At 54.2% G+C, this 22,275-nt stretch carries 18 protein-coding genes, 1 tRNA gene and 1 pseudogene; 7 read left to right on the plus strand and 13 right to left on the minus strand.

The window, feature by feature from the left end; translation table 11 throughout:
- Position 1: 1 nt before the first annotated feature.
- The 4 genes and pseudogenes from H8527_RS09925 to menB all read left to right on the plus strand — a co-directional run.
- Positions 2-1,057, plus strand: a pseudogene (locus H8527_RS09925) (o-succinylbenzoate synthase); the annotation flags it as partial.
- A gap of 78 nt (positions 1,058-1,135) precedes the next feature.
- A complete protein-coding gene (locus H8527_RS09930) occupies positions 1,136-2,068 on the plus strand; it encodes an AMP-binding protein (RefSeq protein WP_255498543.1) in 933 nt (310 codons plus the stop codon).
- Between the two features lie 215 nt (positions 2,069-2,283).
- Positions 2,284-3,933 carry a 2-succinyl-5-enolpyruvyl-6-hydroxy-3-cyclohexene-1-carboxylic-acid synthase gene (menD, locus tag H8527_RS06310; protein ID WP_187546596.1) on the plus strand — a complete coding sequence of 550 codons (1,650 nt, stop codon included), beginning with the start codon at positions 2,284-2,286 and terminating at the stop codon, positions 3,931-3,933.
- A gap of 14 nt (positions 3,934-3,947) precedes the next feature.
- Positions 3,948-4,805 carry a 1,4-dihydroxy-2-naphthoyl-CoA synthase gene (gene menB, locus H8527_RS06315; protein ID WP_187546597.1) on the plus strand — a complete coding sequence of 286 codons (858 nt, stop codon included), beginning with the start codon at positions 3,948-3,950 and terminating at the stop codon, positions 4,803-4,805.
- A 131-nt stretch (positions 4,806-4,936) separates the two neighbouring features.
- Here menB and H8527_RS06320 read toward each other — a convergent pair whose 3' ends face one another.
- The 10 genes from H8527_RS06320 to H8527_RS06365 form a co-directional block, all read right to left on the minus strand.
- On the minus strand, positions 4,937-5,470 hold the full coding sequence (locus H8527_RS06320; RefSeq protein WP_187546599.1) for a phosphohydrolase: 534 nt from the start codon (positions 5,468-5,470) through the stop codon (positions 4,937-4,939).
- Between the two features lie 168 nt (positions 5,471-5,638).
- Positions 5,639-5,714, minus strand: a tRNA-Pro gene (locus H8527_RS06325).
- Between the two features lie 60 nt (positions 5,715-5,774).
- Positions 5,775-6,830, minus strand: a complete 1,056-nt coding sequence (locus H8527_RS06330; RefSeq protein WP_187546601.1) for a DUF1573 domain-containing protein — start codon at positions 6,828-6,830, stop codon at positions 5,775-5,777.
- A gap of 28 nt (positions 6,831-6,858) precedes the next feature.
- Positions 6,859-7,548 carry a DUF554 domain-containing protein gene (locus H8527_RS06335; protein WP_187546603.1) on the minus strand — a complete coding sequence of 230 codons (690 nt, stop codon included), beginning with the start codon at positions 7,546-7,548 and terminating at the stop codon, positions 6,859-6,861.
- Between the two features lie 4 nt (positions 7,549-7,552).
- Positions 7,553-9,061, minus strand: coding sequence for an ATP-dependent RecD-like DNA helicase (locus tag H8527_RS06340; protein ID WP_187546604.1), 1,509 nt, complete (start codon positions 9,059-9,061; stop codon positions 7,553-7,555).
- Positions 9,054-9,596, minus strand: coding sequence for a 16S rRNA (guanine(966)-N(2))-methyltransferase RsmD (gene rsmD / locus H8527_RS06345; protein WP_187546606.1), 543 nt, complete (start codon positions 9,594-9,596; stop codon positions 9,054-9,056). The genes H8527_RS06340 and rsmD overlap by 8 nt, the downstream gene beginning before the upstream one ends.
- Complete coding sequence (locus tag H8527_RS06350) at positions 9,593-10,390, minus strand: DUF3822 family protein (RefSeq protein ID WP_187546608.1); 798 nt, start codon at positions 10,388-10,390, stop codon at positions 9,593-9,595. The genes rsmD and H8527_RS06350 overlap by 4 nt, the downstream gene beginning before the upstream one ends.
- A gap of 9 nt (positions 10,391-10,399) precedes the next feature.
- Positions 10,400-10,804, minus strand: coding sequence for a VanZ family protein (locus tag H8527_RS06355; RefSeq protein ID WP_187546609.1), 405 nt, complete (start codon positions 10,802-10,804; stop codon positions 10,400-10,402).
- A gap of 82 nt (positions 10,805-10,886) precedes the next feature.
- Complete coding sequence (locus tag H8527_RS06360) at positions 10,887-12,668, minus strand: biotin/lipoyl-binding protein (protein WP_187546610.1); 1,782 nt, start codon at positions 12,666-12,668, stop codon at positions 10,887-10,889.
- Between the two features lie 848 nt (positions 12,669-13,516).
- Positions 13,517-14,758 (minus strand): hypothetical protein, encoded by a 1,242-nt coding sequence (locus H8527_RS06365; protein ID WP_187546611.1) that lies wholly within the window; start codon positions 14,756-14,758, stop codon positions 13,517-13,519.
- Positions 14,759-14,880: 122 nt separating this feature from the next.
- On the opposite strand from H8527_RS06365, the gene H8527_RS06370 reads away from it, so the two are divergent.
- The 3 genes from H8527_RS06370 (at position 14,881) to H8527_RS06380 (ending at position 17,618) form a co-directional block, all read left to right on the plus strand.
- Positions 14,881-16,065, plus strand: a complete 1,185-nt coding sequence (locus H8527_RS06370) for a phosphoribosylaminoimidazolecarboxamide formyltransferase (protein ID WP_187546612.1) — start codon at positions 14,881-14,883, stop codon at positions 16,063-16,065.
- Positions 16,066-16,268: 203 nt separating this feature from the next.
- Positions 16,269-16,484 carry a hypothetical protein gene (locus tag H8527_RS06375; RefSeq protein WP_187546613.1) on the plus strand — a complete coding sequence of 72 codons (216 nt, stop codon included), beginning with the start codon at positions 16,269-16,271 and terminating at the stop codon, positions 16,482-16,484.
- A gap of 330 nt (positions 16,485-16,814) precedes the next feature.
- Positions 16,815-17,618, plus strand: a complete 804-nt coding sequence (locus tag H8527_RS06380) for an RNA methyltransferase (protein ID WP_187546614.1) — start codon at positions 16,815-16,817, stop codon at positions 17,616-17,618.
- 167 nt (positions 17,619-17,785) lie between these two features.
- Here the strand turns inward: H8527_RS06380 and H8527_RS06385 are convergent, their stop codons facing one another.
- The 3 genes from H8527_RS06385 to H8527_RS06395 all read right to left on the minus strand — a co-directional run bounded on the left by H8527_RS06385 (position 17,786) and on the right by H8527_RS06395 (position 21,976).
- The gene (locus H8527_RS06385; protein WP_187546615.1) at positions 17,786-18,322 is read right to left on the minus strand and encodes a helix-turn-helix domain-containing protein; all 537 of its coding nucleotides are present in this window, start codon (positions 18,320-18,322) and stop codon (positions 17,786-17,788) included.
- A 1,800-nt stretch (positions 18,323-20,122) separates the two neighbouring features.
- Complete coding sequence (gene holA, locus H8527_RS06390) at positions 20,123-21,184, minus strand: DNA polymerase III subunit delta (RefSeq protein WP_187546616.1); 1,062 nt, start codon at positions 21,182-21,184, stop codon at positions 20,123-20,125.
- A 15-nt stretch (positions 21,185-21,199) separates the two neighbouring features.
- Positions 21,200-21,976 carry an AMP nucleosidase gene (locus H8527_RS06395; protein ID WP_187546661.1) on the minus strand — a complete coding sequence of 259 codons (777 nt, stop codon included), beginning with the start codon at positions 21,974-21,976 and terminating at the stop codon, positions 21,200-21,202.
- Positions 21,977-22,275 lie beyond the last annotated feature (299 nt).

Below are 22,275 nucleotides of genomic sequence, written 5' to 3' on the forward strand. Positions count from 1 at the left end.
CATGTCCTTTCTCTCCGTTTCCTTCCGCTCCGAAACCTTGCACTTCAAGCAGCCTGCCGGCACCTCACGAGGCATCTACCACGAGCGCCGCGTGTGGTATGTCGAGGTACGCGGTGAGCAAACCACGGGCGGCCTTTCGCGTTCTCCCTACGGCATCGGCGAATGCGCGCCCCTGCCGGACTTGAGTTGCGACGACCCCGCACGTTATGAGGAGGTGTTGGCGCAAGCCTGCCGACATTTGCAGCAAACAGGCGAGATTCCTTTCGAAATGCTGCAATCCTTTCCTTCCATCTTGATGGGCTTGGAAACGGCGCTGCGTTCCTATCACGCCTGCTTGGTGGGTGGTTCTCCCTTCCGGCTTTACGACTCTCCCTTCACACGCGGTGAGCAGTCCATCGTCATCAATGGCTTGATCTGGATGGGCAACTACGAAGAGATGGCGGCCCGCGTCGAAGAAAAGGTGGCGGCTGGATTTTCGTGTATCAAGTTAAAGATTGGTGCCATTGACTACGCCCAAGAACGAAGGCTCATCGAGCACCTGCGCAGCCGATTTTCTCCCGCCCAACTCCAAATCCGCCTTGACGCCAACGGCGCGTTCTCCCCTCAGTTGGCCGAGGAGCGACTGGCCGACCTCGCTCCGTTCAGCATCCACAGCATTGAGCAGCCCATTGCCGCCGGTGGCTGGGAAGCCATGGCCGACCTCTGCCGACACAGTCCCATCCCCATAGCCCTCGATGAAGAGCTCATCGGGCACAACAACACTGCAGCACGCACTCGACTGCTCGATGCCCTTCGCCCACAATATCTCGTGCTCAAGCCCTCGCTCCACGGCGGTTTCAGCGGTGCAGAGGAGTGGATGGCACTGGCCGACGAGCGCGGCATCGGCCACTGGTGCACTTCGGCTCTGGAAAGCAACGTCGGTCTCAACGCCATCGCCCAGTGGTGCTCCACACGATATACCGCTGATGCCGCCCTACCTCAGGGTTTAGGTACGGGCCAGATTTTTGTCGACAACTATCCGCACATCGCCCTCTCCCTCGAAGGACAACGACTTTGGGCTGCCGATGCCACGGAGCGTGCTTTCCAAGCGCAAGTACGTGCTTTTACTGATGAATGGCAGCAACCCTCGCCTACGATGAAGGTCAAAACGAGCGGCAGTACCGGACGGCCCAAAACCCTCGAAGTAAAAAAGCGCGATATGGCAGCAAGCGCCCATCGCACACTTGAGGCACTGCAACTTGCTCCCCATCATACCGCCTTGCTCTGCCTGCCACTTGACTATGTGGCGGGCAAAATGATGACGGTGCGCGCCTTGGTGGGAAATCTTCCCCTCATTGCCGTAGCTCCCTCGTCCCATCCCCTGCGCCACCAGCAGGTCGCGCCCTCTTTCATTGCCGTGACACCCATGCAGGCGCTCACCACCTTGCAAACTCCCGGCGAGCGCGAATGCTTCTGCAGCATCCCCCGTATCCTCATCGGTGGTGGGGCTGTCAGTCAGCAATTGTTGGCAGCTGTGCAAGCCTGTGAGGGAGAAGTCTACAGCACCTACGGCATGACCGAAACTCTCTCCCACATTGCTCTCCGACGCCTCAACGGCCCTTCGGCTGCCGATGCCTACACCCCCCTGCCCGACGTGAGCCTGTCGATCGATGAAAGCGGACGCCTACTCATCCACGATCCTCTCACCACCCCCCGGCCTCTTCTCACCAACGACCGCGCCGAACTTCGTCCCGACGGCACCTTCCGCATCTTGGGTCGGGTCGACAACGTGGTGTGCTCGGGCGGTCTCAAACTCCAACTCGAAGAACTCGAAGAGCGGCTTGCCGAGCTACCCTGTCCCTTCCTGCTCACCGCCGTGCCCGACCCACTGCTGGGCGAAGCGCTCACCCTGCTGCACGAACCCACCACGACTCCACTCTCTCAACTTTGTGTCGAATTGCTGAACAAATACGAACAGCCACGCCACTATCTCTGCATCCCTCATCTCCCCCTCACCGCAACCGGGAAGCCAGCTCGTGCTGAAGCCGCACGTTTGGCGCGCACCCTGCTCAAAGGGAATGCCCTCTAAGTAGGTATTTAGAATGATTGGTATGAGTATTTATCCCTACTGATTGGAACGTTTGTCTCTACCAGTTGAGAGGCTCACTACCCCTATGAGTTACGATTGCTGCTCCCTAAGGGAAATGTTCAGGAATGGGATTGGGTAGAACCATGGAATATGCACGGAGACAAATCCGGCAGTCCTCGTCCCACCTTTGTGTATTCTTTCCAGACCACGCACTCATGTATTGCAACAAAGACAACGTCAATATCCTTACCGCCTTGCTGCGTCCCGACACGAACAACCCCACTGCACCGCACGATGCGGTGCTGTGTCCCGGCTCGCGCAATGCCACCATCGTCCACAACCTCACGCAGATAGGGCTGCACGTCCATCCCGTCACCGACGAGCGCAGCGCGGTGTTCGTGGCCATCGGCCTGGCTCTGCATGGACGGCGGAAGCGACCGGTGGTGGTGTGCGTCACCTCCGGCAGCGCCCTACTCAACACGCTCCCCGGAGTGGCCGAAGCCGCCTTGCGCCACATTCCGCTCCTCATCCTTTCAGCTGACCGCCCACCGCAGTGGATTGGCCAACTCGATGGGCAGACGCTGCCGCAAACCGATGCACTTCTCCCTTATGCACGCACCTTCACGCTACCAGAACCGCACAACGAGGAGGAGCGCTGGTGGTGTCGGCGTGTGGCACGAGAGGCACTGGCAGCCACGCAACTCGATGGCGGCCGAGTGGTGCACATCAACCTCCCCATCAGCGAACCGACCTTTGTCCTCACCACGGCCGAGCTCCCCGCACTGACGCCCCTGCAACGCTTCGGCCCTTCCACCTTCGCGCTTCCCGACGAATTGCGCCACCGGTTGGCCGAAGCCAAAATGCCGCTCTTGGTCATCGGGGAGTGGGACGATGCGCCCCTCACGGAGGTCATAGCCGCTGATGTCCTCCGCTCGCGGTTGCTCATCTATGCTGAATGCCTAAGCCATTATCCAGCCCCGACCGACAATGCTGCGATAGACGCTCTTCTCTATCAGGAGGACGATGCGACTTCCACCTTTGCTCCTGACCTCGTGCTGCACATCGGTGGTGCCATGGTCGACAAGAAAATCAAGCAGTTGTTACGTCGTAATCCGCAGACACAGGTGTGGCGAATTGACCCAACCCACGAGACCCCCGACACGTTCTGTCACCTCAGCGTCAGTATCAAAGCGGAGCCGGAGCAGGTACTGCCCAACCTCATCGAAGCCTTACCGGCTGAGAGCGATGGTATCCGACGCTTCCGCAGCACGCACCTTCAACCGGAACCAATCGTGCATCGTTTTGACACGCTGACCGCTGTCTTCCTCGGCAACAGTAGCGCTGTACGCTGGGGCAACCATTTTTTTGTAGCATCGCCCCACCCCATCTTCGGCAACCGTGGCACCAACGGCATCGAAGGTTCGCTCTCGGTGGCAGCAGGCTTTGCCCTCGCTCGGCAGCGGAAATACAGCGGCGAGAAAGTGCTTTGCATCCTCGGTGACCTCTCCTTCTTCTACGATGCCAACGCGCTTTGGAACACGCAGCTCGATGGTACGCTGCGCATCCTCCTCGTCAACAACGGCGGCGGTGGGATCTTCAACCACTTGCCCCGACTGCCGGAAAGTCCCGCTTTCGAAACTTATATCCGTGCCGACCACAGCGCCACAGCAGAGGGCATCGCTCGCAGCTTCAACTGCCACTACGAGGCGCATCATTCCTCCTCGCCCAATGGCCTTCTAACTGATGCACAAGCCGAGATCCTCATCCAGCGCCTGCTCGCGGTGGAAAGCCAGCGTCCTGTCCTCTTCGAGGTGTTCGGCACCTTTCTGCTTTCCCCTCTTTCTTCACTCCCTAACCCCTCCTAAAAATTTCTTTCCCTATGCGTCAATGGACTAAAATCACCGACTATCAAGAAATCCTCTTTGACTGTTTCGACGGCATCGCCCGCATCACCATCAACCGCCCGCGCTATCGCAATGCCTTCACCCCCACTACGGTGGCCGAAATCTCCGATGCTCTGCACTACTGCCGCGAGGCACAAGACATTGCGGTGGTGGTGCTCACCGGTGCCCACTCTCCTGTTCTGCCCGGACAGACGGAAGAAGAGCGCATCCGCACCGAAGCCTTCTGTGCCGGCGGCGACATGCACGTCAAAGGTCGTGGCGGCTACGTGGGCGGCGACGGTGTGCCCCGTCTCAATGTGCTCGAGGTGCAAAAGCAAATCCGCTCTCTCCCCAAGCCTGTCATCGCCATGGTCAATGGTTTTGCCGTGGGTGGTGGCCACGTGCTTCACCTCATGTGCGACCTCACCATCGCTGCCGACAATGCACAGTTCGGGCAGACCGGCCCGAAGGTGGGCTCGTTCGATGCGGGATTTGGTGCGAGCTATATGGCCCGCATCGTCGGCCAAAAGAAAGCGCGCGAAATTTGGTTTCTCTGCCGCCTCTACTCTGCCGCAGAAGCCGAGCGCATGGGCATGGTCAACAAGGTGGTGACTCTTGCCCAACTCGAAGACGAAACCGTGGCTTGGGCACAGCGCATGATGGAACACTCGCCCCTCGCGCTGCGCATGATCAAGGCCGGCCTCAACGCCGAGCTCGACGGTCAGGCCGGCATTCAGGAACTGGCGGGCGACGCCACCATGCTCTACTACCTCCTCGACGAAGCCCACGAAGGCGGCCAAGCTTTCCTCGAAAAGCGCAAGCCCGACTGGTCGAAGTTCCCCAAACTTCCCTAAGTGCGGTGCTACTATGATAGTGCCTGCTCGCTCAACAGGACGTGTTCTTGATTAGACACAAAAAGTGCCCGACATGGAGAGGTACGACTTGACGCTTGTCGAATGTCCTCCGATGTCGGGCACAATAGTGTTCAACTGATTTGTTGCACTTCGGTGTTGAAAGTACAATCATTGTTCTTCGAAAGATAATGGTACTCTTGTTTATATCGCTCCAATCGACCATAATCTTTTCTCGTAGGATGAGGAAGGCGAGATAAATCCATATTGTGAGAGAGATCGTGAAGCTTCACAGCCGTAGCCAAGGGGTTCTGGCCAATCGCTTCAATGTAGGTATTTCTATCGGCTGCCGCATGATGATTGAGGAGATGAAGAGCGGTAGAAAGTTCATCGCGGTAGAGTATCGTTATAGGTGCACCCAGTTCCGCTTCAAGCAGTTGAATCACTTCCTCGACAGTGTGAGGCGTATCCTCGGCAGCATCGTGCAAATATCCGACGACTTGCTCTTGCCAAGTTCTGCCCTTAGCGGCCACCGCAGTAAGATGACCGCTAAAATAATCCATCCCCGCTTTATCGACTTGTCCCTGATGCAGACGCTGTGCCAAACGGGCCGCGGCTTCCACCAATAGTGAGAAATCGTTCTGTTTGTGTTCTGTAAGTGTAGCCATATTTATTGAGTGTTTGGGCAAAGTTAGCATTTTTCTATCAGACAGAAGAGACAATGTGCAAAGAAAACAACTCAGTAAAGAAGATAGCAAAAAAACAACCTCTGCCGAAGCAGAGGTTGAACGTTCATCTTAAAAAATAAGACTATCGGCTGTATTCATCACCGATATTGGTCGGAAAGAGGCGACTCGAACGCCCGACCCCTACGTCCCGAACGTAGTGCGCTACCAACTGCGCTACTTTCCGATAGGCTTTTTGTTTGTTGGTGCAAAGGTAGGTATTTTCTTTGGACTGACGAAATGTTTGTTACTTTTTCATCAACACATGTACTATGATTTTTGTATTCTTGGGGTCGTTGGTAATCAAAAGAAGGCGGCGACCTCGGAAGAAGTCGGATTGTGCGCTGGCCGTAAGTTTCAATTTGGCGCGTTCGCCGGGCCTGATGACCGATTTGGAGAGGGAGACACTGATGCCTGGATTGTAGACTTGGAGCGTCTTGACCACCAGCGGTGCATGGCCTTGGTTGGAGAGGATGAGTTCACCCTTCAACTTTGATTTCCCATTGAAACTTCCCAAATCAATGAGCGTGTCTATTTGTGCCACGGGAGCATTTTCGAGGCGAGTTTGTTCCACCGGTGGGAGCAGGGTGACGGAGAGGTCCAACTCGTTGTGCTTGCCCACATGGTCGCCGGCATAGCGCGCCAGATAGATGGAGGTTTGGGTCAGGCCGATGTCATGCACCTCGTTGGTGTTCAGGTTGAGTGTGATTTTCCCAACTTTGCCCGGCCGCACTACTTCTGGTTCAGCATAGGCCGTGAGGTACTTGGGAAGGTGGAGCAATGCAGGCATATAGTTGGCCTTGCCATTGTTGAGAACGAAGAGAGTTCGCTGCAACTGCTGTCCGCGATAGGCGTCAAATTCGATATTGTCGGTGGAGAGGCGCACATCGCCAATGGCATAAGGAAAACGCACCGCTTCGTCTTGCAACTTATTGACCACGCGCCCTTGCAACTTTCCCCAAAGCGGCTGAGCGGAGGCCGAGGTAACGAACCGCACCTGCTGGACGAAGTGTCCCAGTGTGGCGGCATCGTAGTGGGCAGTGATGGTGGTGGTGCGGCCGGGAGCTATTGCGTTCCGCTCCCAATGGAAGGAGGCACAGCGGCAATCGCCTTCGACAGCGGTGATGGTGAGAGGAGTGTTGCCCACATTTTTCAGTTGGAAGGTGGCAGCGGCAGGAGTTTTCCACCCAACCTCGCCCAAATCTACCTGCGGATTGAGGAGTTCGGCTTTGCCTTGTGCTAAGGTCGTCAGGGCAAAAACGGAGAGGAGCAACGCTATGGAAAGGCGATGAGTTGGTGTCATGGATTGTTGTTTTGGCAGTGTGAAGGGATTAAAAGCCTAAGAGATTTTTGAAGAGGAAGAAGAGCATGGGCATCAGCAAGGCGGGGAGCAGGTTGATGGTTTTGCAGTCTTTGATGTTCATCACGCCCAGTCCGGCTGCGGCAATCAAGACACCGCCCACGATGGAGACTTCGGCAATCAAGTCATCCGAAATGAAGTCGGCCGAGAGTTTGGCAATGCCGTAGATGGTGCCTTGCCAAGCAAAGACGAAAAGGGCGGTGATGCAAGTCCAAAAGCCATAGCTTGAAGCCACGACAATCATCGTGACGAGGTTGAGGGTGGCGGCAGTCATCAGGTAGGTATTGTCGCCTTTGAGCGCGGCCAGCACGGGGCCCATCATAGAGAGGGTGCCGACACAACAGAACAACACGGCGGTGGTGATGCCCTCCACCAGGTTGCTTCCACTTTTGGACATGTGTTTCGTCGCGGCCTCCAAACGTTGGTCTAAGTGCAGCACCGTACCCAAGAGTCCACCGAGGGAAAGGCAGAAGATAAAGAGAACAGGGAGCTTGCTTCGTCCCATATTGCTCATGGCGACATTGATGCCCAACACCAAAGCCGCCAATCCCATGGCGGTATTGAGCACTGTGATATACTTTTCGCCGATGCCTCGTTTGGCCAAGGCGCCGATGGTACTTCCGACGACTACGGCGAGTGCGTTGATGACAATTGCAATCATAGGTTTAGGGAGAGGATGTGGTCTGCTCGGCAGGCCAGTTGATTAGATAGAGGTTGCCCGAGGTGCGAGTGAAAGCGGTGTACAGCCACCGCAGATAAGCCACTGGGTCGGTGTCGTCAGGGATGTAGCCTTGGTCGATGTAGACTTCGTGCCACTGTCCGCCCTGCGATTTGTGGCACGTCACAGCATAGGCATACTTGATTTGCAACGCATTATAATAAGGGTCTTGACGAATGGCTTTCATCCGCTCACGTTGGTTGCGGATGTCGACATAGTCCTGATAGACAGCCTCATAGAGTTGCGCGGATTCAGTGGACGTGAGGGAAGGCGAGTCTGAGAGCAGAGTGCTCAGTAGAATGCGGCAGTCCAACTCGTAGTTGTCGTAGTCAGGGAAACGCAAGGTGGCATCAGCAAACTGAAATCCGTGCATGTTGTGGACATTGTGCAGTCGCACCACTTCGGCACTATCACCGTTGGCCACAAAAGCTAAGGGAAGGGTTTCACCTTCAGCAAGCTGCGTGGCCGCCTGCGCGGTCCAATAGTAGTTGTTCTTGACGGTCATGATTTGATCGCCACGCACCAAGATATCTTCGCGGTCAAAGATTCGGGTGCGCACACCTTGGTTGAACATGTTGGCGCGCTTGTTGCTTCGCGTCACGATGATGGTGTCAGACGTTCCCCAGTTCTGATAACTGGCTTCGAGCGCTTCTATCAGTTCGTCGCCGGGGATAACACGCACTTCGCTGTGCTCGCCCACCGTGATGAGCGGAAGGCCGTTTTCATTGACGGCATGATAGGCGTCCTCATTGTCAGCATAAGCCCCTTGCACCGATGTGCCGTCGAACGTGCTGATTTGCAAACGCAGATAGGTGGCATTGCGGAGCACGGTAGAAGTTTGGGCTTGGCGCACCACTTCCGTCAGCTCGGCCATACGCACATTCAGGCCGTAGCCCTCTAAGGTGGAAGGTTGCAGAGCCGGACTTTCCTCTTCGCCCACGGGCGGCAACTGTGCCGTATCACCCACCATCATCAGGCGGCAACCTGCGCCAGTGTAGACAAACTGGATGAGGTCGTCCAGCAAACAACCGGTGCCAAAGAGGCGATTTCCGCCGTTGTTGGATACCATCGAGGCTTCATCGACGATGAACAGGGCTTCTTTGAAAGGATTCCATCCGGGATTGAAGTGAGTATCCTCCCCCTTGAAGGCGTCTTGACGATAGATAATCTTGTGGATGGTGTAGGCCGGACTGCCGGCATGGTGCGAGAAGACTTTGGCCGCACGTCCTGTTGGAGCCAACAGCACCACGGTGCGTTGCAGTTGCTGCCAAACGCGCACCACAGCGCCCACGAGTGAGGTTTTTCCGGTGCCGGCATAGCCACGCAGGATGAAAGCCTGCGAGGTGCGTGGGTCGGAGAGAAATTCGCCCATCTTCAAAGCCGCAGCCTCTTGATGAGGCGTGATGGCGTGGGGGAAAGCCTCGGCAATGTTTTGCGCAAAGAGTTGACTAATCATTCGTAGGTCGGAAGAAAGAGAAGTTCACCGCCCCATAGACACGATGCTCCAAGAAGCAAGGATGGGCAGAGAAGTCATAATTCTTGCCATGCTCCAGGACAAGCAGTCCCTGCGATGTCAGCAGTTTGCCGGACAAGATGCGGTCAGGCAGTTCGGGCAACTCCTTCAAGGCATAAGGTGGGTCGGCAAAAACGAGGTCGAAAGGTTGTCCGTTTTTCTCGATGAAGCGCAGAGCATCGCCACACAGCGTTCGTACAGCCTTGTCGCCCAACGCCTCAAACATGCGACACAAGAACGTGAAGTGCTGGCGGTCGCGCTCCACACACACCACCTCCGGGCAGCCGCGCGAAAGCAGTTCGAGCGAAATGCTTCCCGTCCCGGCAAAGAGATCAAGCGCACGCGTCTCCTCAAAATCTAGGTAGGCGCGAAGCACATTGAAGAGGTTTTCTTTGGCAAAGTCGGTGGTAGGGCGTGCCTTAAACGAGCGCGGCACTTCGAAATGTTTACCTTTGTATTTTCCAGTGATGACTCTCATTGGTGCAAAATTTGAGTGGCCAAGTCGAAAGGCATATCTGCGATTTCGGTCAAGGGATGTCGATTGTATTCGGCCGACAAGCGCAAACTGCCCACCTCGGCCACGTAAAGTTGTAGTTGCTTCACAACGTCCTGTACCTTCTCCTCTTCTCCGAAAAGGGTGAAGGGTTGCTTCTCCTGCTCCCAACCTAAGCTTTGCGCCAAGTTGAACGTATAGTATGCCACATCGGTGGGCGACTGCACCTCAAACGTGTTGAGCACCAAAATGCGCGTGCCGTCGAAGACACAAATGTCCACCTTCTGGTCGCGGCAATACACGTAGACACGACGCTTACCGGCAGCACCCTTGCCCGAGAGACGGCGCAAGACAGCCGTCAGGTAGGACACGTAATGCACCTCTCCCAGCACGGCTTCGATGTCGCGGCAGGTGTCTTCGGGCAAGGCGAAGAGCAAAACGGCATTGGAGGCCGGAAGCGGGTCGTAGAAGACGCGCATGGCTGGCTGCAACTCATCGTCGCCCGTCACGCAGAAGCGATAGAGCGTGGCGCAAGCCTCCTCTTCAAACTCCGAGAGCGGGACCAGCGTGACCCGACCTTCCACGACAACCTGCGTGGGCTGCACTTCGGCAAACGCTTTATGGGCTTGGCAAAGGTCGCGCAAGTCGGCTTCCAGCGAAAGCGTGGGCGATAGCGCCCGATGCTCAAACGCTACAACCGCTTGAGGAGAGGGGGCCTGCCGCGAACCAGTGCAGGCCACCAGGGTCAAATGGGTGTCATCAATCCTAAGATAGCGCATATCGATGGTTTAGTGAAGAAGAGAACGATGTTGAGAAAGAAACCGGCAGGCCGCACGCCCCACGAAGACGGCCAGCACAACACCCAGGCTGTTGGCCAGCACATCAAGGAGGTCGCCGTGGCGGTGTAGCGTGCAGAGCGACTGGAGCACTTCGATGAGCACCCCCATCGCCACCGGCCAAGCCACACAGATGCTCCACCGCTTGTGAGATGGGAGGTCACGAAGCCCCGTTTCGACCCAAAGCACTGTGCCATAAGCCAGATACATCAGCACGTGTGTGTACTTATCGATGAAGCGCACCTGGTCTAGCGGGGTTTCGGGCAGGTCATAGAGACAGAGGGCAAAGATGACCGCCGTCAGCAACAAGCTGAGCCGATAGGCCACGAGGCGGACAAAGAGAGCGGGGAGCGACATGGGGAAGTAGTGAAAAAGCCTTTGGGGCTACTTCTTGCGAAGTTGCTCCAAAGGCGATAGGGTCAGAGGGAGGGAGAGGGGGTTAGACGCGTTCCGAACGCTCGATGTAGGCAATCACATCACCCTTTTGGACGTGGGCACCCTGCTTAGCATTGACCTCGACCAGCGTACCACCGAGGGCAGCAGGGATTTCGAGGATTTTGCCGAAGCCGTTTTCGATGTAGCAGAAGAAGTCTTTTTCGTTGTACTCCTTGCCGATGAAAGGCTCGATGGCCTTCACCCCTTCGGCATCACCGCCGATTTCCCACAGCAGAATACCGCTTTCGGGAGCTACGATGGCATCGGCCTTGGCGTGCTTGAGGGCAGCGGCCTCTTCGGGCGTCATGCCGGAAGCGTTGGCTTTGTCCTTAGCAGCTTGGAGGTCGGCGAGAAAGCGCTTCTTGGCAGCACCGCTCTTGTAGTCGCGATACTGCGTTTCGTGCATCGCAAACTCAAAGAGTTCTTCGTCGTCTTGGCCACGATCCCAACCGTTTTCTTCCATCTCCTTGATGAAGCGGTCCAGTTCGTCGGGGTAGTTGGTCTGGGGGTCTTCGGTGCTGAACTCGTAGCCCTTCTCTTTGGCCAAAGCCACGATTTCGTCATCGAGCTTACCAGGGAGCTTACCGCTCTTGCCGAGAATCATGCCCCAGATGCTGTTGTCCATCATGGTGTAGCGCGGCTTGTCCATCGACTCTGTGAGGAGGTTCATCAGAGCTATGTTCTTGACATATTGGCTGAAAGGTGTCACCAAGGGGGGATAACCCACGCGAGGCCAAACGTAGGCCACTTCGTCAAAGAGCTTGACGAGCAACGCATCTTCCGAGAGGGGCGCTTCGCCCTTCTTCTCGCGGTTGGCGTTGATGGCACTCATCACGCCCGTCAGGTCGGCCATCATCGAGCCCATCATACCGCCGGGCAGACCGCAGCCGAGGAGGAGAGAAGACATCAACTTATTGCCAGGGTTGATGAAGTAGCCCAACCATTCGTCGATGAACTCTTGCGTGAGCTTGCGGGCTTCCATATAGGCTTCCATGTTGATTTCGGGCACATCGAAACCGGCATTCTTGAGCATACTCTGCACGGAGATGACGTCCGGATGCACCTTGCCCCAGGCGAGCGGCTCGATGGCGCAGTCGATGATGTCGGCGCCGTTGCGGCACACTTCCAGAATAGAGGCCATCGACAAGCCGGGGCCGGTGTGGCCGTGATATTCCACAATCACTTCGGGGTGCTTCGTCTTAATCATGCGGCAAAGTTCACCGAGCATTGCGGGCTGCCCGATACCGGCCATGTCCTTCAAACAGATTTCGGGCGCACCGGCCGCGATGAGCTGGTCGGCAATGCCGGCGTAATACTCAGCGGTGTGGATGGGCGAAGTGGTGATGCACAGGGTGGCTTGGGGCGTCATACCGCCTTCGATGGCATATTTGATGGAAGGAATGATGTTGCGCACATCGTTCAGACCGCAGAAGATACGAGTGATATCGGTGCCTTGTGCGTGCTTAACCTTGTACATCAGGCGGCGCACATCGGCGGGGACAGGGAACATGCGCAGACCGTTCAAACCGCGGTCGAGCATGTGGGTCTTGATGCCCACTTCGTTGAAGGGCTTAGTGAAAGCCCGCACGGCTTCGTTGGGGTTCTCGCCGGCCAGGAGGTTCACCTGTTCAAAGGCGCCACCATTGGTTTCGACACGGCTGAAGCAGCCCATCTTGATAATCACAGGAGCAATGCGCTCGAGTTGGTCCTTGCGGGGCTGAAACTTGCCCGAGCTTTGGAACATATCGCGATAAACCAGCGAAAATTGAATCTTTCTTTTTTCCATAAATAGGACTGAGGTGTTTGCAGTTGAAAGTTGCACAAAAGTGCTAAATCGGTGCAAAAGTACGACATTCTTAGGAATTGACAAAAGAATAAGTAGGTGTTCAGAATGAATTAACGCTATATTTGTTTCATTTTTTCGATAGATTGTCTTTGTGAAGAAGGAGTGTAGTGGGCTACACGGCTGATGAAGAAAGGCGAGATGGCGAAAAAGGGAGATATAGATGACATCAAAGTCGAGAACTGCCTCCGACTAAAATGGCTACGATTAATTTTGAAGATCTACTTAAGTCCGGCCTTTGTGTAGAAAAAGTGTCGACGGCCGACCACTCCAGACGCAGTCGGCTTCGCATCGAGGGCGGGCAAACGTCAAATCAATTCTACAATACTCTCGTTCTTTTGGCCGCCGAGAGAAAGCATTTCGGTTCGGGTCGCTCTTCAACCGGAAATCAGAGGGACAGCAGAAGTCGGCGCGCCCCGCTGACAGCCGTTTCACTCCCATAGTCGGAGTTGATTCCCACTAAGGGTAAATTCACATCCCATAAGTGGGAAGTAAATCTCCCACATATGGGAGATGAACGTCTCACATGTGGGAGTTGATCCGGTAAAACCACTGCTTTTCCACAAAATCGGGCCTCTGTTTTCCCAAAACAAAGCACTTTCTCGACCGGTGCTGGTACCCTTTCTGCGACAAGACTTCGCCTTTCAGGGAGCAAAACAAGGGACTTTTCGGGCATCAGCCGAAGATATCGCATGAAAAAAAGCCAGCCTTCCACTGCGAGAAGGCTGGCTTTTGGGGGCTTTTTCAGGCTGTTTCTCGACGCCCGAATGTATGTGTATTTCGCCATCAACTTATGGCGCATCGGAAGTATTTTTCCACTGCCAAAGTCGGTCGTCTTCCGTCGAAATCTGTGGAAATCGAGCCTGCACTCCGGACAACGACAGGCGCTTGGGGCGCTCCAGGTAGCGACACTCGTAGGCAAATCTCACCTCCTGGAGCGAACAGGGAACGCCCGCGGCATCACAGAGGATGCGGGCGGTGCGGCAGACATCATACTGCAACTGCTCGCTGCGCAGGCGGTAGCCCTCGGCATTCCGCTCCACCCAAGGATGCCGGTGCAGGAGAGGCTGGAGCCAGGAGGCATCGGAGGAATGGAGTTGTGCGGCGAGGTGAGTGCCCTTCACGAAGTCGGGCTGCCACTGGAGTTGCTGCATGGTGTGGCGAAGCAGGCGGCGAGCCCGCAACACGGCGTGGCGGGGGACGATGAGGTCGCCCCCCCACTGGGTCTCAGCGGTCGTGCGGCACAGCAGCGTGAGATGGAGGAAGCGCAGGAAGCGCTCGGGGAGCATGGTGTGCAGGCGCTCCAGCACGGTGGAGGGACAAAACATCAGTCGGCCGCGCAGCTGCTCCAACTTTGCAAGAAAGGCAGCACTCAGCTGCAATCCGTGGAGCGCCTCACCCGAGAGGAGAGGGCGCAGACATTGGCGGTCGACCACACGGTGGACGGCGGCGCGCGAAGCGAGCCCTTCGACCCGCACGATGGTGCTCACGGGCAGTCCTTCGAGGAAGTAGCGCCGCAACACGCCCGCGCCGACGGGTCGGCGATGCAGGAGCGTGTGCAGCAAGGCGGCCAGCGTGCGCTCCACCTCGCAGGCTTCGGCGCTCAGGCATTCGTGCTCCGTGTCGGTGGACTTTTTCTCCGGCACTTCCTCGGCCGAGTCGGCGTCGGAAAGCGCGATGTGAGTTTCCTCCTCCATGTCGTCGGGAAAGGTGAGCGTGGCCCACTCTCTACGCCAGGTGTCGACCAGTTGTTCCGGCGCACGATGCACCTCCTCGCGCATCTCGTCGAGCACGCTCAGAAAGGCCGGGCCTACGCCGGGCCATTCGGCCACTTCCTCGTGCTGGAGCTGGAGCAGCTGCCAAGCGTTGGTTACTCCAAGGGCCGCGAGCCTGCGCAACACCGCACGGCGTTCGGCGTGGGTGTCGAGCAGGGCCAGTTCGACCTGCTGCAAGGCTTCGTTCAAGCGAAGCGCCTGCTCTTGGCTACGCCCATCGTCGAAGGAGAAAAAATCGGGGAAGAGTGTGTGGTACATGTCGCAAAAGTAGCAATAAAAAACGAGACCGCCACGAAAAAGGGGGAACTTCTTTGGCAAACTGCCCATATCTTGCTACCTTTGCGAGCGAATTTCATCCACCATCAAATCTTGCGCTTTTTATGAACGAATTGGCTTTGAAGTATGGTTGCAACCCCAACCAAACGCCTTCCCGCATCTACATGGACAACGGCAGCGCCCTCCCCATCGAGGTGCTCTCCGGACGTCCCGGTTACATCAACTTCCTCGATGCTCTCAACGGCTGGCAGCTTGTGAGCGAGCTCAAAGCGGCCACCGGTCTGCCCGCAGCGGCTTCCTTTAAGCACGTCTCGCCCGCTGGTGCTGCCGTGGGGTTGCCCATGAGCGACACCCTGCGCCGCATCTATTTCTGCGACGACCTCGCCCTGCCCCTTTCGCCCATCGCCACGGCCTATGCCCGTGCCCGTGGTGCCGACCGCATGTCGAGCTATGGTGACTTTATTGCCCTCTCCGACACGTGCGATGAAGCCACCGCCTTGCTCATCAAGCGCGAGGTGAGCGACGGCGTCATTGCCCCTGATTTCACCTCCGAAGCCCTCACCATCCTCCGCGAAAAGCGCAAAGGTACTTACAACGTCTTGAAGGTCGATACCGCCTATCGCCCCGCTCCGCTCGAGCGCAAGCAGGTGTTTGGCGTCACCTTCGAACAGGGTCGCAACGAGATTGATCTTACCACCAACCACCTCTTCGACAACATCCCCACGGACAACAAGGACTTCCCCCTCGAAGCCCGCCGCGACCTGCGCATCGCTCTCATCACACTCAAATACACGCAGTCCAACTCCGTGTGCTATGCCAAGGACGGCCAGGCCATCGGCATCGGCGCCGGGCAGCAGAGCCGCATCCATTGCACACGATTGGCCGGTCAGAAAGCCGACATCTGGTGGCTGCGCCAGCACCCGAAGGTGATGGGCCTCCCCTTCGTGCCGGGCATTCGCCGCGCCGACCGCGACAACACCATCGACCTCTACATCTCCGACGATGACAACGACGTCTTGGCCGATGGCGCTTGGCAACAGTTGTTCACCGAACAGCCTGCACCGCTCACTGCCGAGGAGAAGCGTGCGTGGCTCGCCCAAAACACCAATGTGGCTTTGGGCTCGGATGCTTTCTTCCCCTTTGGCGACAACATCGAGCGCGCCCACCGCAGCGGTGTGCAGTATGTGGCACAAGCCGGTGGTTCCGTGCGCGACGACCATGTCATCGCCACTTGTAACAAGTATGGCATCGCGATGGCCTTCACCGGCATCCGCCTCTTCCACCACTAATACACATTTTATAAGTAGGTGTTCAAAATTAATTGATACTAGATTTGTTTCCATTTTTCGTCAGGTCGTCTTTGTGAAGAAGGAGTGTAGCGAGCTACACGACTGATGAAAAAGGGGAGATGGCGGAAAAGGAGAGCAAAGGGTATCAAAGTAAAGAACATCCTACAACTAAGATAATTACGATTAATTTTGAACACCTACTTATGGCAATATCACGCAACGTCAGCGACGAAGAAATCACTACGGCCATGACCGTGGGCATCACTTTCAAGGGGGCTAAACTCCGCAAGCCCACCGAGGTAAAAGTGAAAACCAAAGCCAAGAAGAAAACCTACATCACGGGCCAGCACGGCTCCGGCGCTGCCAAGAAAAAGGCCGAAATCCGCCAACGCCGCGCCAATCGGCACAAAGGTAAGTAGTGCCTACGTAGGACGGCTATGGGGTTGTACTTTTGGGTCACCCCAAGTGTCACAACTATTACCTCGTGCTCCCATCCAAGAATAGACAGACGAAAGGTCGCCTTATGGCCGGCCTTTCGTCTGCATTTCTATTTCTTCTAAGTAGGTGTTCAGAATGTTGATACTAGATTTGTTTCATTTTTCGTCAGCTCGTCTTTGCGAAGAAGGAGTGTAGCGGGTTACACGATTGATGAACAAAGGCGAGATAGCAAAAAAGAGAAACAAAGATGGTATCAAAGTAGAGAACATCCTACGACTAAGATAGCTACAATTAATCTTGAACACCTACTTATGTCCATTATCCCCATTTCCTCCCTCCATCATCCCGGTGTAGAAATGTTCACCTCGCTCACCGAGGCCCAACTACGCAATCGGATCGACCCATCTCAAGGGATTTTCATCGCCGAAAGCCCGAAGGTCATACACGTGGCGCTCGAAGCAGGCCACACCCCGATAGCCCTCCTCTGCGAAGAGCGGCACATCACCGGCGATGCTGCTTCCATCATTGCACGTTGCGGTGACCTCCCTGTCTACACCGGAGAACGCGAACTTTTGGCCAGCCTCACGGGCTATACCCTCACACGTGGGGTGCTCTGTGCCATGCGCCGCCCCACTCCACCCTGCCTTGACGACGTGCTTCGCGATGCCCGGCGCGTTGTGGTGATTGACGGCGTGGTCGATACGACCAATATCGGTGCGATTTTCCGTTCCGCGGCAGCATTGGGCGTCGATGCCGTGCTGCTCACCCCGGACTCCTGCGATCCTCTCAATCGGCGCTCTATCCGCGTCTCTATGGGTTCTACGTTTCTCGTCCCCTGGACATGGATAACCCCGCCGCTCACCCGACTGCGCGACTATGGTTTCACCACGGCCGCCATGGCACTCACTGACGCTTCCATCCCTCTGGGTAATCCGCTCCTCCCACAAATTCCACGTCTTGCCCTCATCATGGGCACAGAGGGCGACGGCCTCTCGCCCGAAACGATTTCCGAGGCCGACCTCGTGGTGCGCATCCCTATGGCCCATCAAGTCGATTCTCTCAACGTGGCAGCTGCGGCTGCTGTCGCTTTCTGGGAGCTACGTAATAGGGTGTAATCTCGCCCTTTCACTTCACTTTCTTATTCTGCTTACGCTTCATCTCCCTTTTGAGAAGCACTCCAGCACAAAACCGCGTTCCCCATTCGCTCTTCCGTACAAAGAACGAATGGGGTTTTGTTTTTAGGATGAAAGACATACCCCGGCGGCATGCCACCCCCTGATTGCTATTTGGTCAATGGAGCGAACGCCTCAAAGGTTCCATCATCGTAAAACACGCGAATTTCTTTTATTTTTCGCTGAGGCTTGTCAAGTTGCTTCGCATTGGCCAACTGGGAAAGCATCGCCAACTGCATTTCCGACGACAGAGCCGTTGATTTTGCCATTCCTCTCCCTGCCAAGCTTTCCCGCCCCCCCATTGCTGCATCAGGAAAGAGGGAAGGAGTATCTGGCGAAGATGTGGCGTTGCCCCCTTCCACAAAGTTAGGGAAGGACGGCGATATTTGATTTTGCTCAATATCCGTATTTGCATTAGTCGAGAATTTCTCTGTATCTTCAAGCATCATTTCCCCTTCTCCAAACATCAACCAGACAATATTGATTTCCGGAAATGCACGATGGATGGCTTGTACCAAATTATTCCCAGGCTTGGTGCGCCCTGTGAATATACTCGAAATGGTTGAAGGGGACAATTCCAATTTCTGAGCAAAGAGCTGTTGAGGAAGATTATAGTAATCTCTGATTTGTTGAAGTCGTTCTAACATGTGTCTTATAATGTGATTAAACTGAGTTACGAATTATAAATTCAGGAATAGATGAAAACTCAAGAGAAAACCAAAAGTTGAAAGTAAGGAATGGGGCACTCATATAAAAGCGATGGTTTCAAATTGGCGAAGCACGAAGCGCAAAAGAGCAGAATGGAATTCATCTCCGGAAGAGCCCAAGAAATAATCCAAAGGGAAAATGCAGAATTGTATAAAACAACAACATATTCGCCTCGTCGCATTTGACTTTCATAGAGTCAACTCCTACAAAGTTGCGAAGGCAGTCGATGAAAATCTTCCGAAATTTCACAGCTTAGTTTGAACCTCTGACATCATCGGAATTAGAAAGCAGATAGCTTCAAATGCAGCAGCATGGCGACCCCCACTCCAAAGGGAGCTCTTTCTAAGCATCTACAAAGATAAAAAGTTTTTTTGATTTAAGCGACAAAACCACAGCACAAATCAAAACTAAGCAACTTCAAAAACACAAACCAAAAATCCACATTACAGAACACCCCACAACACAAATACACATTTACATTTCTAAATCTTGATATAGGTAATAGAAGGGATTACCTGAAAAGATCGAGCAAAATAGAAGAAACTATTGGTTTTGAAGTGTTTAAAGTATAGAACTGAGTAAAAAACTGAGCAAACCATAGAATTTGTCAGGATACAACGCTTTTCAAAAGCATCTCGGCAAGCACAAATCAGCCAAAACACCTGAATTTCAACAAGATAATAGATAACACAAAAGAGGTATAAGCAATAATACACATATGCAAACTTACACAAATCAAAATTTCAACCTCAAAATCCACATTATCATATTCCCAACTCCCAAGACTCTATAATACAGAAATGAAAAATCAAACGGATCAAATTTCACAAATCCACAAATCAAAACTTTAGAAAACCAAAGCCAAACATTTGCTAATGCAAAAGTAAAGAAATAGGTAAATGCCCTTTTTAAGCACTTTGCAGCGCTCACCCAACAAAGAGACAGGAAAAGGATTTGCTTGATCTTCTCCAGACGTAAAATATCACCTAACCCTCTGTAGAACAGGAATTAGGAGCAGGAAATCAAGAACAGAGGAAAGCTTCTAAAAAATGGGAGAATGCCATTTTTGTCTTAAAGAAAAGGGAGAAATGGAAAGAAATCAGACAGATTTCCCTCGAGAATAGAGCTAAAAAGGAGCAAAAAGGAGGAAATTTAGTTTTTTACAGCCATAAGTTCGACAAAAAGAAAGAGAGGAGAAGAGAAAATGAAGGTAAGCTCACCAGAAAAGTAGGAGTTTTCCCTCGAGGCGAATGCTTCGACACAGAGAATGGAAAAGAAAAGGAGATTTTGTTTCGACCCCTCTTCAGGTTCAATTCATCACCTCAACATACCTTCACCTTCAATATATGCATCTTCGTATTGAGGAAAATCAACCTACAATTTTCCCTTCACACCTACTTTCTCCATTCAGAAAGAGTGCGTCCAGATTCCCCACCTACCCTACTTCCGCTCCGGGAGACGCACTCAGCACAAAGTCATGAGAAGGAAAGGGAGAAGAAGAAACAGAAAACTCATGCTAAAAAAAAATCAAGATGGGCATCCCATCAGATGTTGCTGCGGCATCACGAGTTTGGTGCCCCCACCCTATGTGCATGCTCATAAAAAAGCCCCATACTCCCCGGAGAGTATGAAGCATTGTGTGCAGAACTGACAGATGAGGCGGGAGAGGGGAAGCGCAAACCTATGTTGCAAGATGTCTTCCTTTCCTTCCACGTATGAAGAAATGCAGGAAAAAGAGACTAATGCAAAATAAAGAAAAACAGTTCTTTCATCAGTTCACCTGAAGAGATAAAAGGATTTCCCACACCTTTACTGCGAGCATCTGTTCTTCGGATTTGCTCAATAATGGACATTACCTTCCTACCAGTGTAGAGTTGCATGGCCGGCAAGACGTTTCGTTTGGCCTGCCATTCCTGAATATCCAACCAAGAAGCGATGCCGCGCGGTGACTTGTCTGGCGCATAATAAGCCAACATCAGATTGGAAAAATAGCGGAAAAGTGCAGGAAGCGTCTTTTGGATGGGGTTTTGCTTTTGATTGCTGTCAAAGTAGTTCGCGATTTGATGCACCCTTTTCACGTCCTTACGCCCCAAGGCGTCCATCAGTTCGAAGATATTGAATTCCTTGCTCACACCGATATGCTGTGCCACAAGATCAGTCTTCACTACCCGTTCAGTTTGAGGAAGAGAAATGATAAGTTTGTCCAGTTCACTGGCCATACGATTGAGGTCAGCACCGACGAACTCGGCCAGCATCTCGGCGGCAGCCGGTTCGATGCTCACTTGCTTGCGTTGCAGATAAGCATTGATCCACGCCGGCATCTGGTAGTCACCGAATTTGGCACTCTCAAAGAGAACGCCCACCTTTTCCAGCAGTTTCACCACCACCTTGCGCCGATCCAGCACACCGTGCTTGTGGCAGACAATGAGCACTGTCGAAAGTTGCGGCTGCTTGAGATAGGTTTCGAGCACTTCGATGTGCTTCATGTTCTGTGCCTCCTTGACGAGGACAACCAAACGTTCTGCCCCCATCGGGAAGCCCATGGCCGCCTGCACCACGGTCTCAAAGTCGATGGCGCGCATCGTCTCCCCCTTGACGCGCTCTTGGTCACCCTCAAAGAAAGTGATGAGATTGAAGTCGCGCTCTTCGGGTTTGAGCAACGAGGAGACGATAAATTCGCTCACTCGGTCGATGTAGTAGCTCTCTTCACCCATCAAATAGTAGACGGGAGCTATCTTTCCAGCACGGACATCACGCACGATGGTCTCGTGGGTGATGCCCGATGTCGTTTTCTTTGCCATAAGATAAGGTGAATCTTACCAGTCAAATTTAAGGTGGCGCACCGTCTTTCGGTCACCCTGCAAGAGGCGCAGCGCTTCGATACCGATGCGCACATGGGTGGCGGCAAAATTCTGCGTCACGTGGTGGTCCGACTTCTCCGTCTTCACCCCCTCGGGCGTCATCGGATTGTCGCTCACGAGGAGGAGCGCCCCCGTAGGAATATGGTTGTAGAAACCGCAGGAAAAGAGTGTGGCCGTCTCCATATCGACCGCCATGGCGCGAGTGGTACGAAGATATTCCTTAAACTGCTCGTCGTGCTCCCAAACCCGTCGGTTGGTCGTGTAGACAGTGCCGGTCCAGTAGTCGAGCGAGGCATCGCGCAAGGCTGTGGAAATGGCACGTTGTAGCATGAAGGCTGGTAGGGCTGGTACCTCGGGCGGGAAGTAGTCGTTGGACGTCCCCTCGCCGCGAATACCAGCGAGCGGCAAGATGTAGTCACCCAACTGCGTCTTGTTGGAAATCCCCCCCGTCTTACCCAGAAAGAGGACGGCGCGAGGTTTCACACTCGAAAGGAGGTCCATGATGAGTGCCGCGTTGGGCGATCCCATTCCAAAGTTTATCATCGTGATGCCCTCGGCCGTTGCGGCGCGCATGTTAGCATCGAACCCCACAGCCTTCACCTTCATCTGCTCGCAAAACATATCAACGTAGTTATTGAAGTTGGTGAGCAAAATCAAGTCGCCAAACTCCTCAAGCGGCAGTTTGGTATAGCGTTGCAGCCAATTGCCGCAAATTTCTTCTTTACTTTTCATCATAAAGTTCTCTTTTGATGTTCATGTTCAATGGCCGCAAAGGTAGCAATTATTTCTGACAAAAGGAAATGATTGACCGCCATTGACGGTGAATTGCGCGATAAAGTACGTTCTACAGAGTGTACTTTCAAGATAGAAGTGCAGTGGGAACACGTCACGAGTGGAGGTGAATTCTCAAGAAGCTAGAATATGGGGTGCTTCACCACATCGAGCGATCGAATATTCGCCCCCTTCGGAGACGCAAGGTTACATATTTGCATGACCGACAACCGATATCTCAGCCTCTGCACCCCCAACGA

It is taken from the genome of Alloprevotella sp. Lung230 (assembly GCF_014385435.1).
In the GTDB taxonomy this organism is placed as follows: Bacteria; Bacteroidota; Bacteroidia; order Bacteroidales; family Bacteroidaceae; genus Alloprevotella.

Coding starts and splice junctions, on each gene's coding strand:
- H8527_RS06365 (WP_187546611.1), bottom strand. CDS start 14,758: ATGTACCACACACTCTTCCCCGATTTTTTCTCCTTCGACGATGGGCGT.
- H8527_RS06320 (WP_187546599.1), bottom strand. CDS start 5,470: ATGGCTACACTTACAGAACACAAACAGAACGATTTCTCACTATTGGTG.
- H8527_RS09930 (WP_255498543.1), top strand. CDS start 1,136: ATGAAGGTCAAAACGAGCGGCAGTACCGGACGGCCCAAAACCCTCGAA.
- rsmD (WP_187546606.1), bottom strand. CDS start 9,596: ATGAGAGTCATCACTGGAAAATACAAAGGTAAACATTTCGAAGTGCCG.
- H8527_RS06375 (WP_187546613.1), top strand. CDS start 16,269: ATGGCAATATCACGCAACGTCAGCGACGAAGAAATCACTACGGCCATG.
- H8527_RS06370 (WP_187546612.1), top strand. CDS start 14,881: ATGAACGAATTGGCTTTGAAGTATGGTTGCAACCCCAACCAAACGCCT.
- menD (WP_187546596.1), top strand. CDS start 2,284: ATGTATTGCAACAAAGACAACGTCAATATCCTTACCGCCTTGCTGCGT.
- holA (WP_187546616.1), bottom strand. CDS start 21,184: ATGGCAAAGAAAACGACATCGGGCATCACCCACGAGACCATCGTGCGT.
- menB (WP_187546597.1), top strand. CDS start 3,948: ATGCGTCAATGGACTAAAATCACCGACTATCAAGAAATCCTCTTTGAC.
- H8527_RS06395 (WP_187546661.1), bottom strand. CDS start 21,976: ATGAAAAGTAAAGAAGAAATTTGCGGCAATTGGCTGCAACGCTATACC.
- H8527_RS06380 (WP_187546614.1), top strand. CDS start 16,815: ATGTCCATTATCCCCATTTCCTCCCTCCATCATCCCGGTGTAGAAATG.
- H8527_RS06355 (WP_187546609.1), bottom strand. CDS start 10,804: ATGTCGCTCCCCGCTCTCTTTGTCCGCCTCGTGGCCTATCGGCTCAGC.
- H8527_RS06385 (WP_187546615.1), bottom strand. CDS start 18,322: ATGTTAGAACGACTTCAACAAATCAGAGATTACTATAATCTTCCTCAA.
- H8527_RS06350 (WP_187546608.1), bottom strand. CDS start 10,390: ATGCGCTATCTTAGGATTGATGACACCCATTTGACCCTGGTGGCCTGC.
- H8527_RS06360 (WP_187546610.1), bottom strand. CDS start 12,668: ATGGAAAAAAGAAAGATTCAATTTTCGCTGGTTTATCGCGATATGTTC.
- H8527_RS06335 (WP_187546603.1), bottom strand. CDS start 7,548: ATGATTGCAATTGTCATCAACGCACTCGCCGTAGTCGTCGGAAGTACC.
- H8527_RS06340 (WP_187546604.1), bottom strand. CDS start 9,061: ATGATTAGTCAACTCTTTGCGCAAAACATTGCCGAGGCTTTCCCCCAC.
- H8527_RS06330 (WP_187546601.1), bottom strand. CDS start 6,830: ATGACACCAACTCATCGCCTTTCCATAGCGTTGCTCCTCTCCGTTTTT.